Annotated in this window: 26 protein-coding genes; 12 read left to right on the top strand and 14 right to left on the bottom strand. The window is 54.1% G+C overall.

Features of this window, described 5'->3' with window-relative positions; all coding sequences use genetic code 11:
* Positions 1-72 precede the first annotated feature (72 nt).
* A complete protein-coding gene (locus VHE34_RS03055; RefSeq protein WP_325584454.1) occupies positions 73-822 on the top strand; it encodes an ABC transporter permease in 750 nt (249 codons plus the stop codon).
* Positions 819-1,820, top strand: a complete 1,002-nt coding sequence (locus VHE34_RS03050; protein ID WP_325584452.1) for an MlaD family protein — start codon at positions 819-821, stop codon at positions 1,818-1,820. Before VHE34_RS03055 ends, VHE34_RS03050 begins: the two co-directional genes overlap by 4 nt.
* A gap of 26 nt (positions 1,821-1,846) precedes the next feature.
* Here VHE34_RS03050 and VHE34_RS03045 read toward each other — a convergent pair whose 3' ends face one another.
* Positions 1,847-2,689 carry a universal stress protein gene (locus VHE34_RS03045; RefSeq protein WP_325584450.1) on the bottom strand — a complete coding sequence of 281 codons (843 nt, stop codon included), beginning with the start codon at positions 2,687-2,689 and terminating at the stop codon, positions 1,847-1,849.
* Between the two features lie 198 nt (positions 2,690-2,887).
* On the opposite strand from VHE34_RS03045, the gene VHE34_RS03040 reads away from it, so the two are divergent.
* Positions 2,888-3,121 (top strand): hypothetical protein, encoded by a 234-nt coding sequence (locus VHE34_RS03040; protein WP_325584448.1) that lies wholly within the window; start codon positions 2,888-2,890, stop codon positions 3,119-3,121.
* A 100-nt stretch (positions 3,122-3,221) separates the two neighbouring features.
* Complete coding sequence (locus VHE34_RS03035; protein ID WP_325584446.1) at positions 3,222-4,556, top strand: erythromycin esterase family protein; 1,335 nt, start codon at positions 3,222-3,224, stop codon at positions 4,554-4,556.
* A 380-nt stretch (positions 4,557-4,936) separates the two neighbouring features.
* Here VHE34_RS03035 and VHE34_RS03030 read toward each other — a convergent pair whose 3' ends face one another.
* Positions 4,937-5,791 carry a universal stress protein gene (locus VHE34_RS03030; RefSeq protein WP_325584444.1) on the bottom strand — a complete coding sequence of 285 codons (855 nt, stop codon included), beginning with the start codon at positions 5,789-5,791 and terminating at the stop codon, positions 4,937-4,939.
* Positions 5,792-5,805: 14 nt separating this feature from the next.
* Positions 5,806-6,087: a hypothetical protein gene (locus tag VHE34_RS03025; protein WP_325584442.1), complete on the bottom strand. Its 282-nt coding sequence runs from the start codon at positions 6,085-6,087 to the stop codon at positions 5,806-5,808.
* Positions 6,088-6,216: 129 nt separating this feature from the next.
* On the opposite strand from VHE34_RS03025, the gene VHE34_RS03020 reads away from it, so the two are divergent.
* The 6 genes from VHE34_RS03020 (at position 6,217) to VHE34_RS02995 (ending at position 12,424) form a co-directional block, all read left to right on the top strand.
* Positions 6,217-6,852 carry a nitroreductase gene (locus VHE34_RS03020; RefSeq protein WP_325584438.1) on the top strand — a complete coding sequence of 212 codons (636 nt, stop codon included), beginning with the start codon at positions 6,217-6,219 and terminating at the stop codon, positions 6,850-6,852.
* A 10-nt stretch (positions 6,853-6,862) separates the two neighbouring features.
* On the top strand, positions 6,863-7,624 hold the full coding sequence (locus VHE34_RS03015) for an SDR family oxidoreductase (protein ID WP_325584436.1): 762 nt from the start codon (positions 6,863-6,865) through the stop codon (positions 7,622-7,624).
* 16 nt (positions 7,625-7,640) lie between these two features.
* The gene (locus tag VHE34_RS03010) at positions 7,641-9,692 is read left to right on the top strand and encodes a hypothetical protein (RefSeq protein ID WP_325584434.1); all 2,052 of its coding nucleotides are present in this window, start codon (positions 7,641-7,643) and stop codon (positions 9,690-9,692) included.
* Positions 9,693-9,746: 54 nt separating this feature from the next.
* Positions 9,747-10,592 carry an endonuclease/exonuclease/phosphatase family protein gene (locus tag VHE34_RS03005; protein WP_325584432.1) on the top strand — a complete coding sequence of 282 codons (846 nt, stop codon included), beginning with the start codon at positions 9,747-9,749 and terminating at the stop codon, positions 10,590-10,592.
* Between the two features lie 75 nt (positions 10,593-10,667).
* Positions 10,668-11,336 (top strand): BON domain-containing protein, encoded by a 669-nt coding sequence (locus VHE34_RS03000; RefSeq protein WP_325584430.1) that lies wholly within the window; start codon positions 10,668-10,670, stop codon positions 11,334-11,336.
* 65 nt (positions 11,337-11,401) lie between these two features.
* Positions 11,402-12,424 carry a lysylphosphatidylglycerol synthase transmembrane domain-containing protein gene (locus VHE34_RS02995; RefSeq protein ID WP_325584428.1) on the top strand — a complete coding sequence of 341 codons (1,023 nt, stop codon included), beginning with the start codon at positions 11,402-11,404 and terminating at the stop codon, positions 12,422-12,424.
* Positions 12,425-12,511: 87 nt separating this feature from the next.
* On the opposite strand, the gene VHE34_RS02990 is transcribed toward VHE34_RS02995, so the two are convergent.
* Both VHE34_RS02990 and VHE34_RS02985 read right to left on the bottom strand, forming a co-directional pair.
* Complete coding sequence (locus tag VHE34_RS02990; protein ID WP_325584426.1) at positions 12,512-13,096, bottom strand: CDP-alcohol phosphatidyltransferase family protein; 585 nt, start codon at positions 13,094-13,096, stop codon at positions 12,512-12,514.
* An 80-nt stretch (positions 13,097-13,176) separates the two neighbouring features.
* A complete protein-coding gene (locus tag VHE34_RS02985) occupies positions 13,177-13,887 on the bottom strand; it encodes a nitroreductase family protein (protein ID WP_325584424.1) in 711 nt (236 codons plus the stop codon).
* Positions 13,888-14,002: 115 nt separating this feature from the next.
* Between VHE34_RS02985 and VHE34_RS02980 the strand changes: the two genes are divergently transcribed.
* Positions 14,003-14,638, top strand: coding sequence for a phosphoribosyltransferase (locus VHE34_RS02980; protein WP_325584422.1), 636 nt, complete (start codon positions 14,003-14,005; stop codon positions 14,636-14,638).
* On the opposite strand, the gene VHE34_RS02975 is transcribed toward VHE34_RS02980, so the two are convergent.
* Together VHE34_RS02975 and VHE34_RS02970 are read right to left on the bottom strand one after the other, a co-directional pair.
* Entirely contained in the window at positions 14,596-14,817 is a 222-nt protein-coding gene (locus tag VHE34_RS02975) for a hypothetical protein (RefSeq protein WP_325584420.1), read from the bottom strand. The genes VHE34_RS02980 and VHE34_RS02975 overlap by 43 nt on opposite strands.
* Before the next feature lie 13 nt (positions 14,818-14,830).
* Positions 14,831-15,502, bottom strand: coding sequence for a dienelactone hydrolase family protein (locus VHE34_RS02970; RefSeq protein ID WP_325584418.1), 672 nt, complete (start codon positions 15,500-15,502; stop codon positions 14,831-14,833).
* 137 nt (positions 15,503-15,639) lie between these two features.
* Between VHE34_RS02970 and cysQ the strand changes: the two genes are divergently transcribed.
* Complete coding sequence (gene cysQ / locus VHE34_RS02965) at positions 15,640-16,419, top strand: 3'(2'),5'-bisphosphate nucleotidase CysQ (protein WP_325584416.1); 780 nt, start codon at positions 15,640-15,642, stop codon at positions 16,417-16,419.
* 28 nt (positions 16,420-16,447) lie between these two features.
* On the opposite strand, the gene groL is transcribed toward cysQ, so the two are convergent.
* From groL to ccoN, 7 genes are all read right to left on the bottom strand, one after another.
* A complete protein-coding gene (groL, locus tag VHE34_RS02960) occupies positions 16,448-18,070 on the bottom strand; it encodes a chaperonin GroEL (RefSeq protein WP_325584414.1) in 1,623 nt (540 codons plus the stop codon).
* 125 nt (positions 18,071-18,195) lie between these two features.
* Positions 18,196-18,849, bottom strand: coding sequence for a sulfite exporter TauE/SafE family protein (locus VHE34_RS02955; RefSeq protein ID WP_325584412.1), 654 nt, complete (start codon positions 18,847-18,849; stop codon positions 18,196-18,198).
* Positions 18,850-18,855: 6 nt separating this feature from the next.
* The gene (locus tag VHE34_RS02950; RefSeq protein WP_325584410.1) at positions 18,856-19,293 is read right to left on the bottom strand and encodes a FixH family protein; all 438 of its coding nucleotides are present in this window, start codon (positions 19,291-19,293) and stop codon (positions 18,856-18,858) included.
* Between the two features lie 20 nt (positions 19,294-19,313).
* Positions 19,314-20,759 carry a cytochrome c oxidase accessory protein CcoG gene (ccoG, locus tag VHE34_RS02945; RefSeq protein ID WP_325584408.1) on the bottom strand — a complete coding sequence of 482 codons (1,446 nt, stop codon included), beginning with the start codon at positions 20,757-20,759 and terminating at the stop codon, positions 19,314-19,316.
* A 3-nt stretch (positions 20,760-20,762) separates the two neighbouring features.
* Positions 20,763-21,767, bottom strand: a complete 1,005-nt coding sequence (locus VHE34_RS02940; protein WP_325584406.1) for a cbb3-type cytochrome c oxidase N-terminal domain-containing protein — start codon at positions 21,765-21,767, stop codon at positions 20,763-20,765.
* Between the two features lie 21 nt (positions 21,768-21,788).
* The gene (locus VHE34_RS02935; protein ID WP_325584404.1) at positions 21,789-21,947 is read right to left on the bottom strand and encodes a CcoQ/FixQ family Cbb3-type cytochrome c oxidase assembly chaperone; all 159 of its coding nucleotides are present in this window, start codon (positions 21,945-21,947) and stop codon (positions 21,789-21,791) included.
* 13 nt (positions 21,948-21,960) lie between these two features.
* A complete protein-coding gene (gene ccoN, locus VHE34_RS02930; protein ID WP_325584402.1) occupies positions 21,961-24,120 on the bottom strand; it encodes a cytochrome-c oxidase, cbb3-type subunit I in 2,160 nt (719 codons plus the stop codon).
* Positions 24,121-24,126: the final 6 nt, after the last annotated feature.

Genomic DNA, 24,126 nt, shown 5'->3' with positions numbered 1-24,126 from the left:
GGTGAGGGCGGTCAGCGAGGCGGGTGAGTCCTGTCATAGTTCGCTTCGCGGGCGCCGGATACCTTTATATTCATGTGGCGGGCTATCTTTCTCCGGTTATATGCCGTAGCGGCATTTGTCACCCGATGGTTTCGCGTGGCGTTGAAGCCGCCTTATGAATGGCGGGAAGTGGTCAGGCAATGCCGGGAGATCGGGTTGCGGAGCATCGGGATCATAACATTGACCGGCTTCATCACGGGGATCGTCTTCACCAAGCAGTCGCGGCCATCGCTGGCGGATTTCGGCGCCACGTCCTGGCTTCCTTCACTGGTATCGCTTGCGCTGGTGCGGGCGCTGGCGCCGCTGATCACATCGCTGATCATTGCGGGAAAGGTCGGGTCGAATATGGGGGCGGAATTGGGGTCGATGCGGGTAACGGAGCAGATCGATGCGATGGAAGTATCTTCGGTCAATCCCTTTAAATTCCTTGTAGTGACCCGTGTCGTGGCGATCAGCCTGATGCTGCCGGTACTGGTGACCTTTATGGCATTTGTCGGTCTGGCGGGTTCTTTTCTGAACGTGCACCAGAATGAACAGACCAGCCTGGAGGCATTTATCGAAGATGCGTTTGGGCGCATCTCGTTCCTTGATCTTTTTTCGTCGGCCTTCAAGTCGTTGGTGTATGGATTTACCATTGGTATGACGAGCTGTTACATGGGATATACGGCCGAACAGGGGACGGTCGGCGTCGGGAAGGCGGCCAATTCGGCTGTAGTCGTGTCGATGTTCCTCATATTTGTCGAAGAGATCCTGATCGTTCAAGTTGTAAATGCTATGCGATGACCATGCGTGAAAATACCCGCCATCTCCTATTGGGCATATTTGTGGCTGTTGGGGCAGGGCTCTTTATTCTTGCCGTGCTGACGGTCGGGAGCCGTCAGCAGAGCTTTGCCAGGACCGTTCGGATCCGGGTGCTGTTCGATGATGCGCAGGGTTTGCAGCCCGGAAACAATGTTTGGTTATCGGGGGTGAAGATCGGAACGGTGAAGCGGGTGAGCCTTGACGAAAATAACCGGGTGGAGGTGCTTCTTTCGATCGGCAGGGATCCGTTTTCCCATATTTACCGGGACACGCGAGGGAAGATCGGTACCGATGGGTTTATCGGCAACCGGATCGTGATCCTTTACGGGGGGACGAAAACGACGGGACGTGTCGCTGAGATGGCGGTGCTTACCGGTGAGCAAACGGTTCGTACGGAGGATATGCTGGCCACTTTGCAAGCGAACAACAAGAACCTGTTGGTGATCACGGGGGAGTTGAAGGTGATTGCGCAGAAGATCAATACGGGCAGGGGGACGCTTGGGGTGTTGCTGAATGACGAGCGGATGGCCGGGCAGCTGCGGCGGACGGTAGGCGGACTTCATTCCGCGGCGGAAAGGGCGGAGGAGCTGACGGAGAAGCTGGATGTGTTTGCGGGTTCGTTGAACGATTCGGCCGGGCTGGTTCACCGGGCATTTACGGATACCCTTGTATTTCAGCAGTTGCAGGAAACGCTTGAGGGATTGCGAACGGCTTCCGGCCGGGTTGCCGAAGCGGCGGCGGATATCCGCCAGGGAACGGAGGGGCTGAAGAGTGATCGAACGCCGGCGGGGGTATTATTGCACAGCGAGGAAGTGGCGGATGATCTGCGGGTGACGATGGAACATTTGCGGACCAGCAGCCAAAAGCTGGATGAGGACCTCGAGGCGTTGCAACATAATTTCCTGCTGCGCGGGTTCTTCCGGAAGAGGGAGAAGGCGCGGAAGGATAGCATGGCAAAAAGCGCCGGCCGTCTGCGATGAACAGTGAAGGTATCGTCAAGGCCTTTCTAGACGTGTGCGATAAAGACAGGAAGGTTGATCGTCTTAATGATCAGTTTGGCATGGCTGGGTTTGAAGAAGCGGGAGACCATGTTGCGGCCATAGGCGCCCATGACGACGACGGCATTCTTTTTTTCGAGAATGTAGCCGAAGAGCTCGTCGGAGGCGTCGCCTTTCAACAGGACGAACTCCACACTGTCATAGTGGGCTTTCAGCCATTCCTTCATTTTGAACTGGTCTTCGATGGCGGGGGTATCGTCCTGGCGGACGTTGACCACGAATACTTTTTTGTGTGAAAGTTCGGGGAAGAGGGAAGTGAACTGTTTGATCGCATAGACGGATGAAGCGGAACCGTTATAGGAAAGGATGATCTCTTCGATGGCATCGAAGGTGTAGGGTGCGATGAGAACGGGGCATTCGGAGGAGTCGAGGACGTCCTTGACGAAGCGGCCGGGGATATGCCGGTCGGACTTTGTGAAGGAGGTTTCAGGATCGACGATGAGCAAGTCGGCGAAGCGGGTTTCGGAGAGGATCTCGGATAAGGGGATGCCGCGGTCGCGATGAATGCTACAGAGGGTATCGCGGCACACGCAGGCTTCACGGAAAATACGGATGTTGGCTTCGGTGAGGGCCGAGGGGATGGTAGCCGGAACGATATCGGGATTGTCGTCGTCGGAATCCCAGGCGCCGCCGCCGAAGGCGTCATCGGCGAACCGGCTTTCGCCATTGACGAGGCCTTCCAGGAAGACGCCGGTGAGGCGGCTGCGGGTAAGCCGGGCGATGTAGCAGGCGAAATCGATGGATTTCATGTTGAGATGGGCGGCGTCCATTGCCAGCAATATCTTTTCCATACCTTTTTTTCTTTAAAGGTCGTGATGCAACGTGGCTGGAGCGATGAGGGACGTCAGGGGACGGGGTGATTGTAGTCAGGAGATCTTCAGGCGCCGTCCGAGGTTGTCGCCATAGTCGGGCCGGATGCCCAGGACGATCTTTTTATAGAGTTGTACCGTAATGAAACGGGCTGTGCCCGAAGAGTCGTAACTTTAAGCATGATGCACAATGCTCGTTTTGCCACCTGGGTGGTCAGCGGCTACCTGGTGGTTTATTGTATCCTGCTGGGATTGGGTTCGGGATTCTGGCGGGCTGTTGCGGTGGGGATGTTCTTTTGTTCACCCATTTTGGTGATCTGGATGGCGTATTGTATCATACGCTATGGCGGCCGGGATGTGCCGGAGTTGGAGGAGGGGGCGGAATTCGGGTATGGCGACCGGTGTTTGCAATGAACCATACCGCAATCGAGACGGGTGATCTCCATCACAATGGAACATGACAGCCCTCATTTGATCTTTCGACTTAATCCATTTGCTTTGGGAAAAGCTCCACATGCCTCATTATTTCACCAAACCACCCCTTGTCAATGAGGGGGAGGCAACCGCCGCCATCCGGCAGTGGGCCTATCCCCTTACGGATCGCAACAGCCTGGACCCCTTGTTCCAGCGGATCGGCGAGGCGAAGGTGGTCATGTTGGGAGAAGCCTCGCATGGCACGCATGACTACTACAACTGGCGTAGCTGTATTTCCAGGCGGCTGATAGAAGAGAAAGGGTTCAATTTCATCGCCGTCGAAGGGGATTGGCCCGATTGCTACCGGCTAAACCGCTACGTAAAAAATTATGCGGAGGAAGGGAAGGGGGCCTTTACCGTACTTCATTCTTTTAACCGTTGGCCGACCTGGATGTGGGCCAATTGGGAGATCGTGGCACTGGCGGATTGGCTGCAGGGGCACAATCGGGGGTTGGCATTGAATAAAAAGGTTGGATTTTACGGGTTGGATGTCTACAGCTTGTGGGAGAGCATGGAGAATATCATGCAATACCTTGGAAAAACGGATCCCCAGGCGCTGAAGGTTGCGGAAGAAGCGTTCAAGTGTTTTGAACCTTATCGATATGAAGATGGACAATCCTATGCCAGGGCAACTCAATTTGTGCCCGAATTGTGTGAAAATGAAGTGGTGCATTTGCTGAAGGAGATCCGGGTTAAGCTTCCCTCGTACAATACCGATCATGAAAATGTGTTCAACGCCGAGCAAAACGCGCTGGTAATGGTGGATGCTGAACGGTATTACCGGGCGATGGTGCATGGCGGAGCGCATTCCTGGAATGTCCGTGATGATCATATGGCCCAAACGCTTGACCGGCTATTGCGATTGCATGGTGAAAAGGCCAAGGCCATCGTCTGGGCGCATAATACGCATGTCGGGGATGCCCGGGCGACCGACATGAGCGACGAGGGGATGTATAATATCGGGGAGCTGGCCAGGCTGAAATATCATGATGACAATGTGGTGTTGGTGGGGTTTGGCTCCTATGAAGGCACTGCCATCGCCGGGCGGAGCTGGGGGGCGGCGATGCAAAAAATGGACGTTCCTCCGGGCGTCAAAGGGTCATGGGAATACCTGTTGCATGCCGCCGACAAGAAAAATAAGTTATTGATCATGAATGATTTTCATCATGACGTCTTCATGGAAAATCATATCGGCCACCGGGCCATCGGCGTTGTGTACAATTCACAATATGAACAATATGGGAACTATGTTCCCAGTATTCTCCCCTTGCGCTATGATGCTTTTATCTATTTGGATAAGACGACGGCCTTGCATCCTTTGCATCTCCAGCCGGATGGTCATCAAATGCCGGAGACGTTTCCGTTCGGGGTTTAATGCCCCCGGCCCGGAGCGCTCTCCGAGGAACCTGAAACGCTGCCGGCGGCTGTCCTTGCTCCTTCCAACCTGGTTGAAAGGACCGTGATCGTCCAAGGAAGCCGGCAACAGGCCGATCCGGAATGCGATAGCCCCGACAAGGATCATTCATCGGATTGACGGCGGACAGGGGTTGGCCGCGGTTCGGTGCTTATTTTCGTATCGGCTTTTCAAGGTATTGGATTATAAACAGGGCATTATTTTTATTTTGCCCTCTTTTTTTGAATTTTCAACGGGGGTAATGCTGCCGTATCAAAAACCCGCGGGAGATAGCTCCGCACCATGCGTTCCGGACACCTACGGTATTTATACCGCAACCGGTGTGATACATTACGGCTGACTTAAAAAACGACCGAATGCTGATGTTCTCCCCGATGAGGAAAACCGGGCAGGATCAACAAGGGAATATCCGTTTTGAAGATCATTTCCCTGGTCTTGCTTCGGAGGAACCATCTTTCAGGAAAGGACTCCTGATGGGGCACCATCGCCAGCAGATCGACGTCGTGCGTCGAAATAAAATCTTTCAGGGCTTTGGTGATGTTCTTATCGAGGGGATATTCGTACAGGGGCTCCAGGTTGGACACCATTTCGCTCAGGTTGGAAGGCCTGTTCAGGATTTCGACCACTTCATTTTCTTTTTTTGTGACAACTCTTACTATGTATAGTGTCGAATGAAACTTCTGCACCAACAAGCGTAGGAAATCCAATAAATGCGTACCGGCATGAAAGGAAATATCGTTTGCCAAGGCGATCGTACCGGGAGCTTTATAGGCCCCCTCTTCCGGAATTATCATTAACGGAACAGTCGTTTTCCTTGCTAAAGAAGTGACTGTGCTGCCAAAAAACCTGCGCGTTGCCTTGCCGTCTCCTTTCATGCCCGCCAATACAAGGTCTGCATGCATTTCTTTGGCGGCTTCGAGAATCGCATTGGCAGTGGAACCTTCCTTAGCCATTATTTCAAGGGGTGTAGCTCCCCTGGAATTAAAGAAGCGGGCTTCCCCTTCCAGTTTTTGTTTTGCAAGCCCGAGCATATCCGTAGCAACCAAAATCAGCGGTTCTGTGACCGTAACAGGCACTTGCTGATAGGCGGTAAAGAGGATCACTCGTGCATTGAATGCCCGGGCCAGTTCTAATCCATATTGAGTAGCATTGCGCGAAGCTGCTGAAAAATCAGTTGCTATCAGAAAGGTTTGCATTTGGAATAGTTGTTTTAGGGCTTGATTGCTTTGCGGTCTTTTTTCATCTGACCGATTACCGGGAGTAAATCCTGGTTGAGTCGCCTGTCGAATGCCTGTACAATTTCTTTTTTCACGACTTTCGGGAAATTGTCCGGTTCAATGGATAGGGAGAATCCTGCCTCCTCGCCTGCCGCATAGTCGAACCTATAGTATCTCTTCCGAAAGGTATTCGGATGCCTTTCCTTTATGCTGTGGATATCTTGCAGGAAAGTCCCAAAAAGTGCGTCCGTCCGGGGTGTTTTTGGATGTCCCATAGAATTCTATTTTCTTCAAGTTACAACCGACATACCTGCTTTTGTCGTGATGCCAATCATCCGGGAGGGTGATTGGTATCATCGCCGGCTGAAAGAGGGGGAACTAGCTTTATGGAAAACTACCCGGTCATGGCTATCCAAATTGTCACTGAACCCGTTGAAAAAACGGAGACCATAAAGACTATTTATGCGCGACGCGCAGTCAGAAAATACAAGGACAAACCGGTGGACAAGAAATTGATCGAACAGGTGCTGGACGCGGGGCGGATGGCTCCGTCGGCCATGAATAAACAGCCCTGGCAATTTTATGTCCTCACGAACAAAGAAACCATCCATTCCTTCTCCAGCGAGATAGCGGCGGTGATGACGAAAGGGGCGCTGAAGTCCGGGGTATCCGGTATTGCACAGTTATTGAAGGCGGCTTCGGGTCTTTTGCACCTTTCCCATGGGATCGATCTCCATGCGATAAAAGACCCCGTCTTTTACGGAGCGCCGGTGGTTATCTTCCTTACTGCTCCCCGCGATAATGAATGGGCTTCCCTGGATGTCGGGATGTGCGCCCAGAATATCATGCTGGCGGCAAAGTCCCTGGGACTGGATACCTGTCCCATTGGCTTTGGGAAATACGTGGAAAAAACGAAGATCTTTTCCAGGCTGCATGTACCGGCCTCCGAAGAAGTAAAGCTGGCGATCATCCTGGGCTATGGCGATGAGTCGCCGGAAGTGCATGAAAGGACCCGGGGAAACCAACTATTCATTGACTAAAACCATCGACATGGAAAAGATCTTTGAGAACAAAGTAGCTGTTGTCACCGGAGGTAGTTTTGGTATCGGCCAGGCGACGGCACTGGCCTTTGCCGGGAGGGGTGCGAAGGTGGTCATCGCCGACTGGCTGGAGGACAAGGAACAGGCGACGCTGAAGCAGATCGAAGCGGCAGGAGGAGAGGCGCTGTTCGTGAAATGTGATGTTTCGAAGGCCGGGGATGTTACAGGAATGATCGACAAGGTCTTTTCCGCCTATGGCCGGCTGGACTTTGCTTTCAATAATGCCGGCATCGAAGGGGTATCGGCCGTGACGCAGGAATGCACACAGGACAACTGGGAACGGACGATCGCTATTAACCTTACAGGCATCTGGCTGTGTATGAAGCATGAATTGCCGCATATGCTCAGGCAGGGAAAGGGGGCTATCGTCAATTGCGCGTCGGTCGCCGGGCTGGTCGGTTTTCCGGGACTTCCGGCCTATGTGGCGAGCAAACATGCGGTGGTAGGTCTTACCAAGACGGCTGCCCTGGAGAATGCAAAGCTGGGGGTACGTATCAATGCCGTGTGCCCGGGGGTGATACGAACGGCTATGATCGACCGGCTTACCGGAAAGGATAAGGTGGCGGAGCAACAATTCGTCAATATGGAGCCTGTGGGCCGGTTTGGAGAGCCTGCTGAAGTGGCGGAAGCGGTAGTCTGGCTCTGCTCGGATGCGGCATCTTTTGTAACAGGGCATGCTATGCCGGTGGATGGGGGGTGGATCGCTTCCTAAAAATTGCTCTTTTGATATGAAACAGTTATTGAACCTATTCTCCTTGTCCTGGTGCTGCGTCTTTTTTTCTTTGACTGCAACGGCGCAAAATGAATGGCCCCGGTCGCTGATGGCGCCGGACGGCGCCATTCTGACCCTTTACCAGCCGCAACCCGATTCTTTCCGAAACAATATTTTGCACTACCGGTCGGCCTTTTCCCTGCTGGAAAAAGGTAAGACCAACCCGGAATTCGGCATGTTCCTGGCAGTCGCGACCGTGGAGACGGACAGGGACGACCGCCTGGTTACCCTTCTATCGGTAAAAATTCCTGACCTGAAGCTGCCTGACGACCCGGATGCAGCGAGGATCAACCAACTTAAGGCGACCCTGGAGGCGGGCATCCCGGGGTTGGATCCGGTTATCCCCCTCGATGAGCTGCTCAGCGACCTGGATATGGAAACGGGAGAAAAGAAATTATCGCAGGGACTCAACAACGAGGCGCCCCGGATATTCTTCGCGACCCGTCCCTCAATATTGGTAGTCATCGACGGAGAACCCCGAATACAACTGAACAATGACTTTGGCATGGAGGCCGTCGTGAATACGCCCTATACCATCCTGAGGCACGGCAATGGCTGGTACCTGTATGGAGGAAGGCATTGGTATTTTGCTCTTTCGCCGAGCGGTCCTTTCAGCTATAGCCGCACGGCGCCCGGGGATCTGCTGAAGGTACAGGCTGCCATCGATGGCGCCGATAGTGCAGTCGGTTCACACACCGATACGGCCCGGGAAGGTGCGGATATCATTGCCGATATCATAGTAAGCACCAAGCCCGCCGAGCTGATACAATCCCAGGGGGACCCTTTATACTCTTCCATTGCGGGAACGGGTCTGCTATACGTCTCCAATTCGAATAATGACATTTTTGTGGACATCGCATCCCGGCAATTTTTTGTTCTGCTTGCCGGCCGGTGGTTCCGATCAGACAGCCTGACGGGCGGGTGGGTGTATGCACCTGCGGATTCGCTGCCAGACGACTTCGCGAAGATCCCAGAAGGTTCACCCAAAGACAATGTGCTGGCAAGTGTGGCCGGTACGGCCGCTGCCCGGGAAGCTGTTGTAGATGCGCAGATACCACAGACGGCCCGCATCGACCGGAAAACCGCGACGGTACAGGTCACCTACGACGGCGACCCGAAGTTCGCGGATATCCGTGGCACGCACATGCAATATGCCTTGAATTCACCCGAGACCGTGATCCGTTACCGGAACCATTTTTATTGCGTGGACAATGGGGTATGGTTTGTCGCCGACAGTCCCTTCGGGCCCTGGGCAGCCTGTACCGTCCGACCGGAGGAGGTGGATCTGATCCCGCCGGACTGCCCTGTATACACTGTCAAATATGTCTATATCTATGACGTAACCCCGGATTACATCTATATGGGCTATACACCCGGGTACCTGGATAATTTTGTGTATGGGCCCACGGTGGTATATGGCACCGGATTCTATTATCAGCCCTGGTGGGGCACCTTCTACTATCCGCGGCCATGGACCTGGGGATTCAATATGTGGTATAATCCCTGGTACGGATGGTGCTTCGGTTATGATCTTGGCCTGGATTGGTTCAACGCCGGTATTGGCTGGGGTTGGGGATTCTGGGCAAGCGGATGGTGGGGGCCAAGGATCTATCGTCCTCCGTATGTTTGGCACCATTTCCGGGGCCATGGATTATATGAAAGAGATATACGGCGGGTGGAGAACATCAACCACAATGACAATATCTACCGGTTTCGCCGGGATGTGGTCAGCAGGCCGGTACCTGACCGTATAGTTACCGATAAGAGGGGAAACATATTCCGCCGGGACGGTCAGGGTAACTGGCAGCAACGGGATGGCCGGCAATGGAAGAATATGAACAGCAATCCGGGTTCGTCCATACCCAACCTGAACAGGCAGGAACAATCCCGCGAAAGAGGGATAATGCGGATACAGAACTTTCAGCAGCAGCGGGGCGGCTCCCCGGGAGGCGGCTTCCCGAGGCCGGCATCGCCGGCGGTAACCAGGCCGGGCAAAAGAGGCGGATAAAGAGACCGCGTATGGATAAAATTTCGTATATTAGATACCTTATCTTTGTTATACATGCGTAGATGTGTAGTGATCAAGTGGTTTGGGATCATATTTTGGGTCTTCCTGTCTTCTTGCCGCGCCCTTAATTTTTATGGCGATGCCAATAGGCCGATCTTTGATTCGGGCCAAAAGGAAATCGAAAGCCAGGAGCCCTCCGACTCGCTCAATGTGGTAACCTTCAATATCAAAAAAGCCCGGAAGATACAACTCGCGATCTCCGAAATGAAAGAGCTGGAAAGGAAGACGCCCGTTGATATTTATTTGTTACAGGAGATGAATGAAGAGGGGGTGGAAGCCATCGCAACGGGTTTGGGCTTGAATTACTTGTATATTCCCATTGCCTATGACAGGTCGGATAAAAAAGATATCGGGAATGCTATCCTGACGAGAGGCACCATTGAACATCCCGAAAAATTGATCCTGCCGCATGCAAAATGGCAGAATCAGCAACGGCGAAGCGTAACCATCGGTGAAGTAAATATCCATCAAAAGAAGATATTGGTGTTCAGCGTACACACGGAGACCGTAGCCATGAGCCGGAAAATGAGGGCAGACCAGGTTGATTCCGTGATCCGCTATGGTCAGCAGGAAGCGGCGCACTACAAATATGTATTGATAGGAGGAGATTTTAATACCGCTTTCCGGGGGTATTCCCGGTCGGTCGTCAATAAATTCAACAGCAATGGATTCAATTGGCAAACATCGCGGGTTGGCAGCACCGCCAAGGCGATGATGGGGTTGGTGAGCCCCGTAAATGACTATTTATTTTCCAAAGGATTTGTATTCAAGAACGCCTATGTGATCCGGGATTCAAAGTCGAGCGATCATTATCCCGTATTTGCGACATTGCGCTATTGACACGTCTCACCCTTCTCCTTGAGATGGGTCATAATTATAGGCGGGTCGCATTCCTACCTTGGCAGAAATCATTTTATGCGAACCGATGTCGAGATCCAGCAGGATGTCCTGGCCCAGTTACGGGGTGAACCGGCATTGAATGCCAGCAAGATCGATGTTTCCGTCAGCCATGGGGTCGTTACGCTGACCGGTGAGGTCGACAGTTATTATAAGAAGATGGCCGGGATGGAAGCCATAAAGGTAATTTCAGGCGTCCGGGCTATTGCAGACGATGTCCATGTGGGCTCCTATGGAGGCGACAGCAGGACAGATACCGAAATTGCCGAAGCGGCGGCAACGGCATTGAGCATGCACCAGGACATCGATGAGAGAAAGATAAGGATCGCTGTGGATGAAGGCATGGTGACATTGGAGGGAAGCGTGACCTGGAATTTCCAGCGCAGGGCTGCAGCGGAACTGATCAAGGGCCTGAAGGGAATACGCGGCATCAACAACTATATCCGTGTGCGGCCGGACGTACCGTCGGAAGGTATTCGGGAAAGGATACGGGAGAGCCTGCGCCGGAATGTACGATTGAATGCCGACCGGATCATTGTGGAGGTAACCGGAGGCAAGGTGGTGATCAGGGGCGCGGTATCCTCCCTGTCGGAAGGAGAGGATGTCGAACATGCCGCATGGTCTGCCCCGGGTGTAGTGGAGGTAGACAATAAACTGGTGATCGAGGAAGAAGGAGACGGCAATTGAAGGCAGCATAAGCCGGCGCTTACCGGCGGTTGATCTCGTAGGGCGTAAATGGTAATTTCGCAGATATGAAGACGGTTAAAACAAGATCATGGTTGCTATTTTTCATCTTTTTCGTTTTGGTATTCGTTTTGGCGGTCTACTACTTTTCTGAAATCAAAAATGAATTCAGGCAGCTCGAAAAAGTAAACCCGTATTGGCTTATCGCCGCGCTATGCGGGCAGTTGATGACTTACCTTTTCACCGCGATGATCTACCGGCTATTGCTTACCGCTTACAAGATGCCCCGGTTGCCGGGGCGCTGGGAGCTGCTGAAGGCGTCGATCATCTCCCTGTTTTTCAATCAGACCGTTCCAAGTGCGGGGATAAGCGGAAACACCTTCCTGATCAGTTTTCTTGCAAGATTCGACCTTTCGAGGACGCCGGCCATTTCACTCATATTGGAAGAGCTGCTGATCTTCTATTCGGCGATGGAGGCAATTATAATATCCTTGCTGGCAGCCTGCCTGGTTGTTTACAAGCCGTTCTATTCGTTCAAAGGGGTGCTGACAGCCGGCATCCTCGTCTACCTGGGCTTTGGGTTGGCGGTGGCCTTCGCCGGCCGGAAGAATATGCTTAGCCGCCTGTACGATAGATTTTCAAGGGCCGGCATCGTCAAAAAGTTGTTCAAGAGTATCAGTAAGAGGATGAGTGAAAATGACATTTTGAAAAATGACATACCCTTGTGGCCACTGATAAAAAACAACCTGCCGACGACTATAAGAGCTTTTTTTCTTCAACTGGCGGTTGTTGCTGCGGATGGGCTCACGTTATATGTACTGTTTTTGGGCATGGGTCATCCCATTTCACCTGTCGTTGTGCTGTTAACTTTGATTTGCACAAAGATCATTTCTCTTTTGCCCTTTTTGCCCGGTTCACTTGTCCTCTATGAAAGCAGTATGAGCTTCTTTTTTGCGAGGGCGGGCGTTGCTCCAGGAACAGCCATCGTCGTCACCCTTGTCTACAGGTTTCTGTCCTTCTGGGCCCCCATGCCTGTCGGCACGTTCCTTTACCGGCAATGGCTGAAAAAGGCACCCGCCGATGCCGGGTGACGCTGAATCATTCGTTTGATTGGGGTGTGGCGCGGGTGTCTCAGTCCAGAAGGTATCGGTTGCCGGGTCAAGATCGATCGATGGGCCTCACCGGCCGGATTGAACCTGATCACGCTTTATCCAACAAATACCTTTCACATCAGCCTGCCAGCGCGGCAACAGTATTACCAAAATAGCCTCTTCCACGAGGTCAAGGGCCGTTATAATCGCCATACTATAAAAAATCAAATAGAGTGGATGGGGGAGGAAGAAAAGCGACAGGAGAAAGGCTGCCTGGAGGATTGCCGCCGCTTTGGCGAGCAAGGTGTGGAAGCTGCTTTGCTTGCCGTATCGTGCGAGAGCAAGGGTTGTTTGTATGATAAATAGTCCGCAGAGTATCAACAAAATAACTTTTTCCCGAAGCACAAAATCCCATTTCAACACCAACATTCCCACGATGGCCACCAATACTGTAAGGTCGTCGCCGATGGAATCCAGCCGGGCGCCTGCGATGCTGGTGATGTTATATTTCCGGGCGAAAAACCCGTCGATGGCGTCGGTAAAGAAGCTGACGGCCAGCAACCATTTGAACCAGCCCAGCTCGTGCCGCCACAATAGGAGCAACAATAGGGGAGCCGTGGCAATACGGTAAAATGTAATCGCAGTCAACAAATTGAGGCCGGCTTTGCTCATATATATCCAGTGGTTGTCATAGTGGGTGATTTCCTGCCTATTTGATGCGGGAGTTGACGGCAATCTTCCAGGCGATTCCTTTAAAAGCCGTTGTGATGGGTGACGTTGTCGATATCCCTTCTTACGCGCAGGTAGGAAGTGGAAGCCAAAGGATAGCCCAGCCGGAAGGCAATGGCCAGTGAAAGATGATTGGGGATATGCAGGATCCGTTTTAGCTCCGCTTCCGGGGAGCTCCCCGAGAGCGCGCTTACCACATGAAATCCGATGGCCAGGCTGGCGGCCATCAGCCACATATTTTCCAATACGCATCCCAGGCTCATGACACCCAGGAAATCCCCGTCGGAGCCGGGCGCCCGTCTTTTTGGATCGTACAAAAGAAAGACCATGAGCGGGCAGCTAAGCAATTGATGGTGTCTTTCCAGGAAGGGCTGGTCTGTTTCGTTGAGGGATGAATGCTCTGCGATGAGGCCGGGATGAAGCCAGCTTTTGGGGAACATGGTGCTTAGCACTCCCGTCTTTTTCCTTTTCAATTCTTCCTCCGAGAACGACAACTGAAGGTAGTTTTCCTGGATGAAGGTCTCGGATACGGGAAAATGGATCTCCCTAATCTTTTCCAGCAGCTTTTTGTCGTCCACGACGACGATTTCAAAGTTCTGCATATTGTGGGCAGTCGGCGCCCAGCACGCTGCCTCCAAAATGTCCTCCAAAGCTTTTTTTGGGACCGGTCTGTCCGGGTCGAAGGCGCATCGCGATGACTGGCGCTGTTTGATCAAGGTTAATAAATCCCGCATGACTAAAATTAACAAGAACCCAAGTTGCGATACAAGGACACAGATCATTCCGATAGCTGATGGTTGTCAACTTCCCGGTCCGGTCTTTTGTCTATTTTCAACAAAATCTCTTCTTATGTTTACCGACAGAACAGAAGCAGGCCAGTTGCTGGCAGAAAAACTGAAGAAATACGAGGGCCGGCCGGGAGTGATACTTGCCGTTCCCAGGGGGGGTGTGCCGGTTGCATATGCGGTGGCGAAAGAGCTGGGCCTTCCGCTGGACCTGATCCTTACCAAAAAGATCGGCCACCCGGCCAACAGGGAGTATGCTATCGGAGCCGTAAGCCTGACCGACGCCTTCGTCATTCCGCATCGTGGCGTACCGCAATCTTATATCGACCAGGAGATCAAAACAATACGGGAACGATTGAAACAAATGTACCGGAAGTTCATGGGGGGTAAGGAGCCGGAATCACTGACCGGCAAGACGGTAATTGTGATCGATGACGGGATTGCTACGGGAAATACCCTGCTGGGCACTATCAACATGCTGCGGAAGAATAACCCTGCCAAGATTGTCATTGCGGCGCCGGTGGCTTCCGATGAGGCCGTCCGAAAATTGTCGGAAGTGGCAGATGAATTGATCGTTGTATTGATACCGGAAGAATTTTATGGAGTGGGCGCCTTTTATGAAAATTTTGAGCAAGTGACGGATGAGGAAGTGATGTATTACCTCGATAAATGGAGAAGAGAGACAAAGAAAGCGGGCTGAGGCGGGGGAATTTCGGCTGGAGAGGGTCCTGTCGGTTCTTCCGGCTCAGTTTGGGGAACGATGCCGGGATCCTCGTCGGGCGATACCGGGTTCTCCGGTGTTGTAGCGGGTGTTACTTCGGGATTCTTATCCGGCTGGGGAACCTCGGCGGGATCCCTGGGTTTCTTTGTTTTGCTCATGGGATGAAAATTATTAGGTTGATTTTACCAGGCCTGGGGAATGCTGCGGCTGTAAATATTTGCTGAACCAGCTGCCTGCCATTGCCGTGACCTTGTCCAGTGCGCCGTATTCTTCGAATAAATGAGAAGCGCCCGGCACCAGTTCCAACTTTTTTTCACAATTGAGTTGCCGATATGCCTTTTCATTCAGTTCCAACACATCATAATCCAGGCTACCGACGATCAACAAAGTGGGTGCTTTGACCTTGTCCAGTACGTCCATGGCCAAATCGGGTCTGCCGCCACGGGATACGACGGCATTTACCTGTGGGAGATCAGCGGCAGCTTTCAGCGCCGACGCGGCGCCGGTGCTGGCGCCGAAATAACCGATAGAACAGTTTAAAGCCTCGCCCAGGGTGCTCACCCATTTCGTAGCCCCGATCAGTCGAAGGGTGAGCAATTCTATGTCAAACCGGTTGGAGTACAGTTTATCTTCCAACGGCGTGAGGAGGTCGAGTAACAGTGTGCCGAAGCCCATTTGCTGTAAGTGTTTTGCCACTTTTGTGTTCCGGGGGCTCAAACGACTGCTGCCGCTGCCATGAGAGAATATAACAATAGCCGTTGCCATTTCCGGAATGATCAATTCCCCTTTTAGGGAAACTTTTTCCACCGGGATCGATACTTCCTTATGGTATCGAAAATCCATATTGAAAATGTTTGATCCAAATTACCGCCAATTCCTGCGCTTTTAGATGACAGACGTCACTTCATGTATTGATCCTTGACGGCTTTGTCCGATAGGCATTTTGCTATATTGAACAGAATGCATAAATTAAACAGTGAATGACAGATACTCGGTATTTACTGGAATTGGCGGAATCGGCGGCGCTGGAGGCGGGTCAAGCGATCATGAAGGTATATCGATCCGGAGAATTCAGCGCAATGATCAAACCCGACAAATCACCGGTAACAAAGGCGGACAGGAATTCCCAGGCCATCCTGCTGGAACGGCTCGGTAAGACAAATTTGCCTATTATTTCCGAGGAAGGGGCGGATATCGAGTTCGGGAAAAGAAAGTTTTGGGAATATTACTGGTTGATAGATCCGCTGGACGGAACGAAGGAGTTCATCAGCGGGAACGGCGAATTTACCGTCAACATTGCGTTGGTTCGGAGGGACATGCCTGCGGGAGGAGTGATATACCTGCCCTGTACCGATGCGATGTATACGGGCTCGAAAGAAACGGGGGTTTATAAAAGAGAGAAAGGAAAGCTGACCGTCTTTCCTCCCCGTGCTGAAAGGAACCGGTTGGAGAACTTGCTGGAAAGAAGGCGTATAACCGTTGCCGTTTCAAGGTCTCACCTGTCCGCGGACACAAAGATCTTCGTCAGCCGATTTCAACATGCGACCCTCCGCCCGGCGGGAAGTTCCATGAAGTTCATGATGCTGCTGGAGAACCGGGCGGATATCTACCCGAGAATGGGGACAACGATGGAATGGGACACTGCTGCCGGCCATGCGATCCTGAATGCGTCCAACAGGGGGGTGTACCAGCAGGATATGGGATCCGAGCTCCGGTACAATAAGCCCGACCTTCGGAATCCGTATTTTATTGCGATGTAGGCGGGTATTTCGGTCCGGCGGGGGTCTGTCATAACATTTCCGGGGCAAGAGGTGACAGGGTATCCTCCTTTTTCTCGGGCTTCTTCACGATCACGCATTCCGTCGTAATAAACATCCCGGCTACGGATGCGGCATATTCCAGTGCCAGGCGACTGACCTTTACCGGATCGATAATGCCTGTTTCCAGCAGGTGCTCAAATTGCTCTGTTTTGGCGTTGAAGCCAAAATCGTTTTCGCCCGCTTTTACTTTCTGGACGATCTCCGATGGTTCCAGGCCTCCATTGATCAAGATCCGCTTCAGCGGTTCTTCGAGTGCTTTGCGAAGGATCTTCAGCCCTACATTCTCATCGTCGTTGAGGCCCTGAACCTGATCCAACTCCGGCAGGCAGCGGAGATAGGCCACTCCGCCCCCGGGTACGATCCCTTCTTCCATGGCCGCCCGGGTGGCATTAAGGGCGTCATCCACGACATCCTTCTTGACGTTCAGTTCGATCTCCGAAGAGGCGCCCACGTATACGATCGCCACCCCACCGGCCAGCTTTGCCAGCCGTTCCTGCAATTTTTCCTTATCGTAGTCGGAAGAGGTGGTTTTCAACTGTTCCCTGATTTGTGCGATAGCCCCTTCGATGCCTTTTTTGTCGCCCGAACCTCCGACGACGGTTGTTTTATCTTTTGTAACGATGACTTTATTGCACCTGCCGAGGTGCGATATATCGGCGTTTTCCAGCTTCAATCCCTTTTCTTCGGTTATGACGGTTCCGCCGGTGAGTACGGCGATGTCTTCGAGCATTTCCTTTCGACGGTCGCCGAACCCGGGCGCTTTGACAGCCGCCACTTTGATCACGCCTCTGAGCTTATTTACCACCAATACGGCCAATGCCTCTCCGTCGACATCTTCCGCTATGATGAGCAGGGGCTGATTGGCCTGTGAAACTTTATCCAGTAACGGGATCATTTCTTTCATCCCCGAAATCTTCTTATCGCAGATGAGTATGTATGGGGTCTCGAAGACCACATTCATCTTTTCCGGGTTAGTGATAAAATAAGGCGAGAGATAGCCCCGGTCAAACTGCATTCCTTCCACGACTTCCACGTAGGTTTCGAAGCCTTTTGCTTCTTCTATGGTAATGACTCCTTCTTTCCCTGCCTTGCGCATGGCATCGGCGATCAATTTCCCTATTTCGGGGTTATTCCCGGCGGATATCGACGCCACCTGTTCGATCCGGGTGCTGTCTGTATTGACCGTAATGGCCATCTTTTTCAGCTTTGCCGTAACCTCTTTGACACCCTTATCGATGCCGTTTTTTATGTCCAGGGGGCTCATTCCCGCCTCCACCTTTTTCAGTGCAGCATCTATCAGGGTGTGCGCCAACAAGGTGGCGGTGGTGGTGCCGTCGCCGGCGGATTCGGCAATGCGAACGGCAGCATCCCGTACCATCTTCGCTCCCAACTCTTCGACGGGATCCTCCAGTTCCACCTGTTTGGCTACCGTTACGCCGTCACAGGACATTTGGGGTGAGCCATCCATTTTTTCGAAGACCACGTTTCGTCCTTTTGGGCCGAGGGTTATGATCACCGCCTTTGCCAGCCGCTCTACCCCGGATCTCAATTTTTTCCGGGCATCCAGGTCATAATCAATTTGCTTTGACATCGTTATTTCGGTTTTAGATTGATGGTTTCGGTTTGTTCCTTTTGAAGCTAGGCAATAAGTCACGGTTTTGCCATGATGCACGTCATTCATTGCCATGATCGCCGGCGGGTGAGGATCCCGGGGGGTCAGTGGCAGGAGATGGCGTGTCCCGGTGCGGCGGCGAGGCGGGGGCTGATGAAGGGGATACCGAGGTTGAGGCCGCGGAGGATGAGGAGCAGGGCTATGGTGACGGTAACTACGGGTAAGAGGCTGCGCAGTTGCGGGCGAAGGTTGAGGGCGACCTTGCGGCCGAGGTATTGGGTGGTGATGAGCAGGGGAAGGGTGCCGATGCCGAAGCAGGTCATGAAGAGCGTGGCTTGGGAAGTCGTGGTGCGGGTGAGGGCGGCGGCAAGTGCGAGATAGACCATACCGCAGGGCAGCAGACCGTTGGCCATTCCAAGGATAAAGAAGGTGGGCGTTGATGGGGATCGCCAGAGGCGGATGAGGAGCCGTTGCAGCGGGTTGATGCGGGGGATGCCGAACCCGAGGCGGCGGGCGATGAAGAGGAGGAGGATCAGTGAGCCGATCGCGATGGAGAGGGATCGTTGCCAGCCGGCGAGATAGATATGGCGGCCCAGGCTGCCAAAAAGGAGGCCCAGGCAGGAGTACGTGAGAATCCGGCCTACGTGGTATAAAAGGGAGCGGGATGGCAGGGCCAGCAGGAGCGGGCCGCACATGCCGACGCAGTGGAGGCTGCTGAGCAAGCCGAGGGCGAGAGCGGAGAGAGTGTTGGCGATCATTGCGGGTCAGCGAATGGTCAGGGACTGTTGGGAAAAATAGTTGATACCGCCTGCATCCCAGCTGATGCTGACGGTGTATTGGCCGGGGCTGAGGACATCTTTGGGGATATCCTGGCGGCATTCGGCGTCAGGGCTGAGGGGGATCTCCCGGTCGCGGGCGGCGTTGGCGGGGCAATAGAAGCGGATGCGGCCGGTAAGGGTCTTTTGCTTCATTTCGACCGGGAGCTGAAGCCGCAGGCCGGCTTCGGTTGCGGCGAGCCGGGGCATCGTGGAGAGCGCATTGGCATGACGGGAGCCATCGATGACCTGTTGATAGGCCAGTTCGTCTTTGTAGTAGTCTTTGGAGACGAGGTCCACGGGAGTCTGCATGCAACGGTAGACCATATAGGAGATGCCGCTGCCGAAGATGACAAAGACCAACAGTAATTTGTTTCCCCAGTTCATATATTTTATTTTTCTGAAGTTTAGTTCTGATCGGGTTGAGGTCCGAGGAAATTGGTGCGGATCTCGTCGATCTTTTTATCGTTGTCATAGATGCCGATGCGGATGGGGGTCTTACGGGCGAGGATATCGGCCCTGGGCAGGATAACGAAGAAATTCCCGGACCCTTCTTCCTGTTGTTTGATGGCAATGGCATTGCCGCCGATGACCTGGACCGAGCCGTGTTCGCCGCCTTCCAGCCGGAGCCGGAGGGGCACCTTGTGGATGGTTTTGTTGGCCACTTTGATGGTATAGAGATTGGAGACGCTGTCGGCGCCCCGTTGCTGGTAGAGCATCCCGGGGGTGCGCATGATGGTAGCGTCCACTTCCTTCCGACTGAAGAGCAGGCCTGCGAGGATCAGGACGAGGACGGTGAGCAGGCTGGTGTAGAACTTCATACGGAGCGTATACTTCAGGGGCTCGTGGTTGGCGATCCCGTTCTCCGAGGCATAGCGGATGAGGTCAAGGGGCCGGCCGGTGTTTTGCATCATGGCATTGCAGGCGTCGATGCAGGCCGTGCAGCCCACGCACTCCATCTGCGTGCCGTTGCGGATGTCGATACCGGTGGGGCAGACCTTTATGCACTGTTCGCAGTCGATGCAATCGCCGGCGTCGGCGGCTTTCTGTTTCCGGAATTTCATCCGGGGCTCGCCTCGTTTGTAGTCATAGGCCACGATCATCGAGTTGCGGTCGAGCAGGACGCTTTGCAGGCGGCCATAGGGGCAGACGACGGTGCAGGCCTGTTCGCGGAAGAAGGCGTAGACCGCATAGAAGACCCCGGTGAAGATCAGCAGCGAGGAGAGGCCGCCGATGTGTTGTCCGGGGGGTTCGGTGATGATGCGGCCGAGTTCTTTGACGCCGATGATATAAGAGAGAAAGGTGTTGGCGATGAGGAACGATATGAGAAAGAAGACCACGTGTTTGAGACCGCTGCGCAGGAGCCAGCCGGTGGTACGGGGCCGGCTGCGGGCGAGGCGTTGGGCCGGCGCATCGCCGAGGATGGCGTATTCCACCTTACGGAAGAGCATTTCCATGAAGATGGTCTGCGGGCAGACCCAGCCGCAGAAGAGGCGGCCGAAGGCGGCGGTGAAGAGGATGATGAAGACGATGAAGGTGACCATCGTGAGCCCGAAGATGAAGAAATCCTGGGGCCAGAAGACCTTGCTGAAGAGGATGAACCGGGCCTGGGGGATATTGAACTGGAACAGCGGTTGGCCGTTGACGTAGATAAAGGGCGTGGCGAAGAAAAGGATGAAGAAGCCCCAGCTGATATAGGTGCGGAGGCTGTACCATTTTCCCTTCGGCTTTTGGGCAAAGACCCATTTCCGGCGGCCTCGGGCGTCGACGGTGGCGAGGTGATCGCGGAAAGACTGGTCGGACCCGGTAGGGGGGACAATGGGATTGGCGGGGGACGGTTGGCTGGGTTCCATTTTTTATTGTTTATACTCCGTGCCCTGTGGCGGTTTCGGGTTTGCGGGATGGGTGCCGGCGAGAGACTTTACATAAGAAGCGAGCTGGGCGATCTGGGAAGGAGAATAGTCGTCCTTCCAGCTTTTCATGCCTTTGTCGGGCCAGCCGTATTTGATGGTCTTGAAGACATCGCTGATGCTGCCGCCGTGGAGCCAGTACTCGTCGGTGAGGTTAGGTCCCACCCCACCCTCGCCGTTCTTGCCGTGGCAGGCGAAGCAGGTTGTTTCGAATACGGCCTTGCCGGCGGCGAGGTCGGCGGGGGCGGTGAGTAATTTTACGCTGTTCTCGTCGATGTTGTTGGCCGCCTTTTTCAGGTATTCGGCCTTTTCGTGCTCGGCGTGGAGGACGGCGATGCGGTATTCTTCAAGAGGCAGGGGCGCCGTGTGCGAGATATGATAGCGCCAGAGGTAGACGCCCGCGAAGAGGATCGTGCAGTAGAAGCCGTAGAGCCACCAGGGAGGGAGGCGGTTGTCCAATTCACGGATGCCGTCATAGTCGTGGCCGAGGTCGAGGTCGGCTTCCTGGGTGATGGGTTTGAGGTTGTTGAACCGGTCCCACCAGGAGATGCGTGGTTTGGCGGGTGCGGCTTCGGTTGCCGTGGCTTTGTCAGCGGCGGCTTTTTGGCGGCCGATGATGACGCGGAGGTTGTACAGAAGGGCCATGATGATGAAGACCTCGAGGGCGACGACGCTGACCAGCAGGTAGAAGGCGGTGTCGGAGAGGCCGTTGACTGTGGGGACGGCGAGGGCGCCGGCGACGCCGGCGAGGGTTGGGGGATTCGAGGCGGTGGGCTGCGGTTGCCCTGCGGGGTCGTTGCCGGTTGCAGGGGTCTCGCCGGGTTCGGGTTTCGAAGCGCGAAACTGGGCGGCGCCAAGCACGACGTTGGCGAGCAGGGTGATGGCGATCCCCAGGATGACGATGATGATCAGCATGAAAATTACGAAGGGGTTGTCGGTAGACTGTGCCATATCGGGAATTTATTGGGTTGGTTAGTTAAGGGGAATGCGACTGATCTCCTCGATCATTTTTTTGTCGGCTTTGACGGACCAGATGAGCATGATGAGAAAGATCGCGCCAAAGAGCAGCAGGGATGAGAGTCCGTAGATGCTGATCCCGCTGATGTTTTCGATATAGTGGATGAATTTCATGTGTTTTCTCTTTTTAGTTACCCATTACTTCGTGTCCGTCGTTGTTTGCGGCAGTCTGATCCTTGGGGGCGGATTTGATATCTTTTCCGAGGCGTTGGAGGTAGGCGATGAGGGCGATGATCTCTTTATTTGGGCCAGTGCCGATCTTGTCCCCTTTCAGGGAGGCTTTTATCGATTGTTCCTGGGTGACGAGGTCGTTGTTGGCCTGTTGTGCATAGCCATCCGGATAGGGTACGCCGAGGGTTTGCATTGCTTTGATCATTTTATAGGTGTGGACCGTGTCGATCTCGTGGTCGAAGAGCCAGCCGTAGGAGGGCATGATCGATCCGGGGGACATGGAGCTGGGGTCGAGGAGGTGATTATAGTGCCAGCTGTCGGGGTACTTCCCCCCTACCCTTGCGAGGTCCGGGCCGGTGCGTTTGGATCCCCACTGGAAGGGGTGGTCGTAGACGAATTCGCCGGCCTTGCTGTACTCCCCGTAGCGGGCCACTTCGTCGCGGAAGGGGCGGACCATCTGGGAGTGGCAGAGATAGCAGCCTTCGCGGACGTAGATATCGCGGCCATGGAGCTCGAGCGGGGTATAGGGTTTTACGCTGCTGATGGTGGGGATATTGGACTTGACCAGGAAGGTCGGGATCAGTTCGATGAGACCGCCGATGGCCACTGCGATGAGGCTGAACAGCAGCATCTGCATGGGGCGGCGTTCGATCCAGCGGTGCCAGTACTGGCGGCCGTGAGTGGTCGTTGTTTCCGGCAGGGGCGCCGCTTCGGCGGCTTCATTGGCGACGAAGCTACCTTTTGCGATCGTCTTGCGGAGGTTGTACACCATGATCAGCACGCCGACGAGATAGAGAGCGCCGCCGATGCTGCGGGTGACATACATGGGGATGATATGGGTCACGGTTTCGAGGAACTGGAATTTGAGCTGGCCTTCTTCGGTGAAGCTCTTCCACATCATGCTTTGGGTGAAGCCCGCCCAGTAGAGGGGGACGGCATAGAGCACGATGCCGATGGTGCCGATCCAGAAGTGTGTGCCGGCGAGTTTCTTCGAGTAGAGCGGGGTATTCCACATCCGGGGGATGAGCCAGTAGAGGACGCCGAAGGTGAGGAAGCCGTTCCATCCCAGGGCCCCGATGTGGACGTGGGCGATGGTCCAGTCGGTGAAATGCGAGATGGCGTTGACGTTTTTGAGGCTGAGCATGGGACCTTCGAAGGTGGCCATGCCGTAGCAGGTGATCGCCACGACGAGGAATTTGAGTACGGGTTCTTCGCGGACCTTATCCCAGGCGCCGCGAAGGGTGAAGAGGCCGTTGAGCATCCCGCCCCAGCTGGGGGCGATGAGCATAACGGAGAAGACCACACCGAGGGATTGCGCCCAGTCGGGGAGGGCCGTGTAAAGCAGGTGGTGAGGGCCTGCCCAGATATAGATAAAGATCAGGGCCCAGAAGTGGATGATGGAGAGGCGGTAGGAGTAGATGGGGCGGTTGGCGGCCTTTGGCAGGAAGTAGTACATCAACCCGAGATAGGGCGTAGTGAGGAAGAAGGCCACGGCATTATGGCCGTACCACCATTGGACCAGCGCGTCCTGTACGCCGGCGTACCAGCTGTAGCTTTTCCACAGGGTCACCGGCAATTCGATGGAGTTGACGATATGGAGCATGGCTACGGTGACCCAGGTCGCAATATAGAACCAGATGGCGACGTAGATATGTTTTTCGCGGCGTTTGAGGATGGTGCCGAAGAGGTTGATCCCGAAAATGATCCAGACCACGGCAATCGCGATGTCGAGGGGCCATTCGAGCTCGGCGTATTCTTTGCCGCTTGTCTTGCCCATCCAGAGGGTAAGGGCCCCGGTGAGGATGATCGCCTGCCAGCCCCAGAAATGCAGCTTGCTCAGGGTGTCGCTGAACATCCGGGTCTTACAGAGGCGTTGGAGGGAATAGTAGACCCCCATAAAGATGCCGTTGCCGACGAAGGCAAAGATGACCGCGTTGGTGTGAACGGGGCGCATGCGGCCGAAGGTGGTAGCCGGGATGCCGAGGTTCATGGCCGGGTAATAGAGGCAGATCGCGGCCCAGAGGCCGGCGAGCATGCCGATGACGCCCCAGAAGACGACGGCATAGGCAAACCATTTCACTGTCTTGTTGTCGTAATAGAACTTTTCTACTTGCATGATGCG

Source organism: Puia sp., from assembly GCF_035546395.1.
GTDB lineage: Bacteria > Bacteroidota > Bacteroidia > Chitinophagales > Chitinophagaceae > Puia.
Note: the sequence above shows the minus strand (reverse complement) of the source record. Positions and strands in the feature narration are given on the sequence as shown.

Excerpts from the sequence above, each read along its gene's own strand:
- VHE34_RS03055 (WP_325584454.1), top strand. The coding sequence starts at position 73 with ATGTGGCGGGCTATCTTTCTCCGGTTATATGCCGTAGCGGCATTTGTC.
- VHE34_RS03050 (WP_325584452.1), top strand. The coding sequence starts at position 819 with ATGACCATGCGTGAAAATACCCGCCATCTCCTATTGGGCATATTTGTG.
- VHE34_RS03045 (WP_325584450.1), bottom strand. The coding sequence starts at position 2,689 with ATGGAAAAGATATTGCTGGCAATGGACGCCGCCCATCTCAACATGAAA.
- VHE34_RS03040 (WP_325584448.1), top strand. The coding sequence starts at position 2,888 with ATGATGCACAATGCTCGTTTTGCCACCTGGGTGGTCAGCGGCTACCTG.
- VHE34_RS03035 (WP_325584446.1), top strand. The coding sequence starts at position 3,222 with ATGCCTCATTATTTCACCAAACCACCCCTTGTCAATGAGGGGGAGGCA.
- VHE34_RS03030 (WP_325584444.1), bottom strand. The coding sequence starts at position 5,791 with ATGCAAACCTTTCTGATAGCAACTGATTTTTCAGCAGCTTCGCGCAAT.
- VHE34_RS03025 (WP_325584442.1), bottom strand. The coding sequence starts at position 6,087 with ATGGGACATCCAAAAACACCCCGGACGGACGCACTTTTTGGGACTTTC.
- VHE34_RS03020 (WP_325584438.1), top strand. The coding sequence starts at position 6,217 with ATGGCTATCCAAATTGTCACTGAACCCGTTGAAAAAACGGAGACCATA.
- VHE34_RS03015 (WP_325584436.1), top strand. The coding sequence starts at position 6,863 with ATGGAAAAGATCTTTGAGAACAAAGTAGCTGTTGTCACCGGAGGTAGT.
- VHE34_RS03010 (WP_325584434.1), top strand. The coding sequence starts at position 7,641 with ATGAAACAGTTATTGAACCTATTCTCCTTGTCCTGGTGCTGCGTCTTT.
- VHE34_RS03005 (WP_325584432.1), top strand. The coding sequence starts at position 9,747 with ATGCGTAGATGTGTAGTGATCAAGTGGTTTGGGATCATATTTTGGGTC.
- VHE34_RS03000 (WP_325584430.1), top strand. The coding sequence starts at position 10,668 with ATGCGAACCGATGTCGAGATCCAGCAGGATGTCCTGGCCCAGTTACGG.
- VHE34_RS02995 (WP_325584428.1), top strand. The coding sequence starts at position 11,402 with ATGAAGACGGTTAAAACAAGATCATGGTTGCTATTTTTCATCTTTTTC.
- VHE34_RS02990 (WP_325584426.1), bottom strand. The coding sequence starts at position 13,096 with ATGAGCAAAGCCGGCCTCAATTTGTTGACTGCGATTACATTTTACCGT.
- VHE34_RS02985 (WP_325584424.1), bottom strand. The coding sequence starts at position 13,887 with ATGCGGGATTTATTAACCTTGATCAAACAGCGCCAGTCATCGCGATGC.
- VHE34_RS02980 (WP_325584422.1), top strand. The coding sequence starts at position 14,003 with ATGTTTACCGACAGAACAGAAGCAGGCCAGTTGCTGGCAGAAAAACTG.
- VHE34_RS02975 (WP_325584420.1), bottom strand. The coding sequence starts at position 14,817 with ATGAGCAAAACAAAGAAACCCAGGGATCCCGCCGAGGTTCCCCAGCCG.
- VHE34_RS02970 (WP_325584418.1), bottom strand. The coding sequence starts at position 15,502 with ATGGATTTTCGATACCATAAGGAAGTATCGATCCCGGTGGAAAAAGTT.
- cysQ (WP_325584416.1), top strand. The coding sequence starts at position 15,640 with ATGACAGATACTCGGTATTTACTGGAATTGGCGGAATCGGCGGCGCTG.
- groL (WP_325584414.1), bottom strand. The coding sequence starts at position 18,070 with ATGTCAAAGCAAATTGATTATGACCTGGATGCCCGGAAAAAATTGAGA.
- VHE34_RS02955 (WP_325584412.1), bottom strand. The coding sequence starts at position 18,849 with ATGATCGCCAACACTCTCTCCGCTCTCGCCCTCGGCTTGCTCAGCAGC.
- VHE34_RS02950 (WP_325584410.1), bottom strand. The coding sequence starts at position 19,293 with ATGAACTGGGGAAACAAATTACTGTTGGTCTTTGTCATCTTCGGCAGC.
- ccoG (WP_325584408.1), bottom strand. The coding sequence starts at position 20,759 with ATGGAACCCAGCCAACCGTCCCCCGCCAATCCCATTGTCCCCCCTACC.
- VHE34_RS02940 (WP_325584406.1), bottom strand. The coding sequence starts at position 21,767 with ATGGCACAGTCTACCGACAACCCCTTCGTAATTTTCATGCTGATCATC.
- VHE34_RS02935 (WP_325584404.1), bottom strand. The coding sequence starts at position 21,947 with ATGAAATTCATCCACTATATCGAAAACATCAGCGGGATCAGCATCTAC.
- ccoN (WP_325584402.1), bottom strand. The coding sequence starts at position 24,120 with ATGCAAGTAGAAAAGTTCTATTACGACAACAAGACAGTGAAATGGTTT.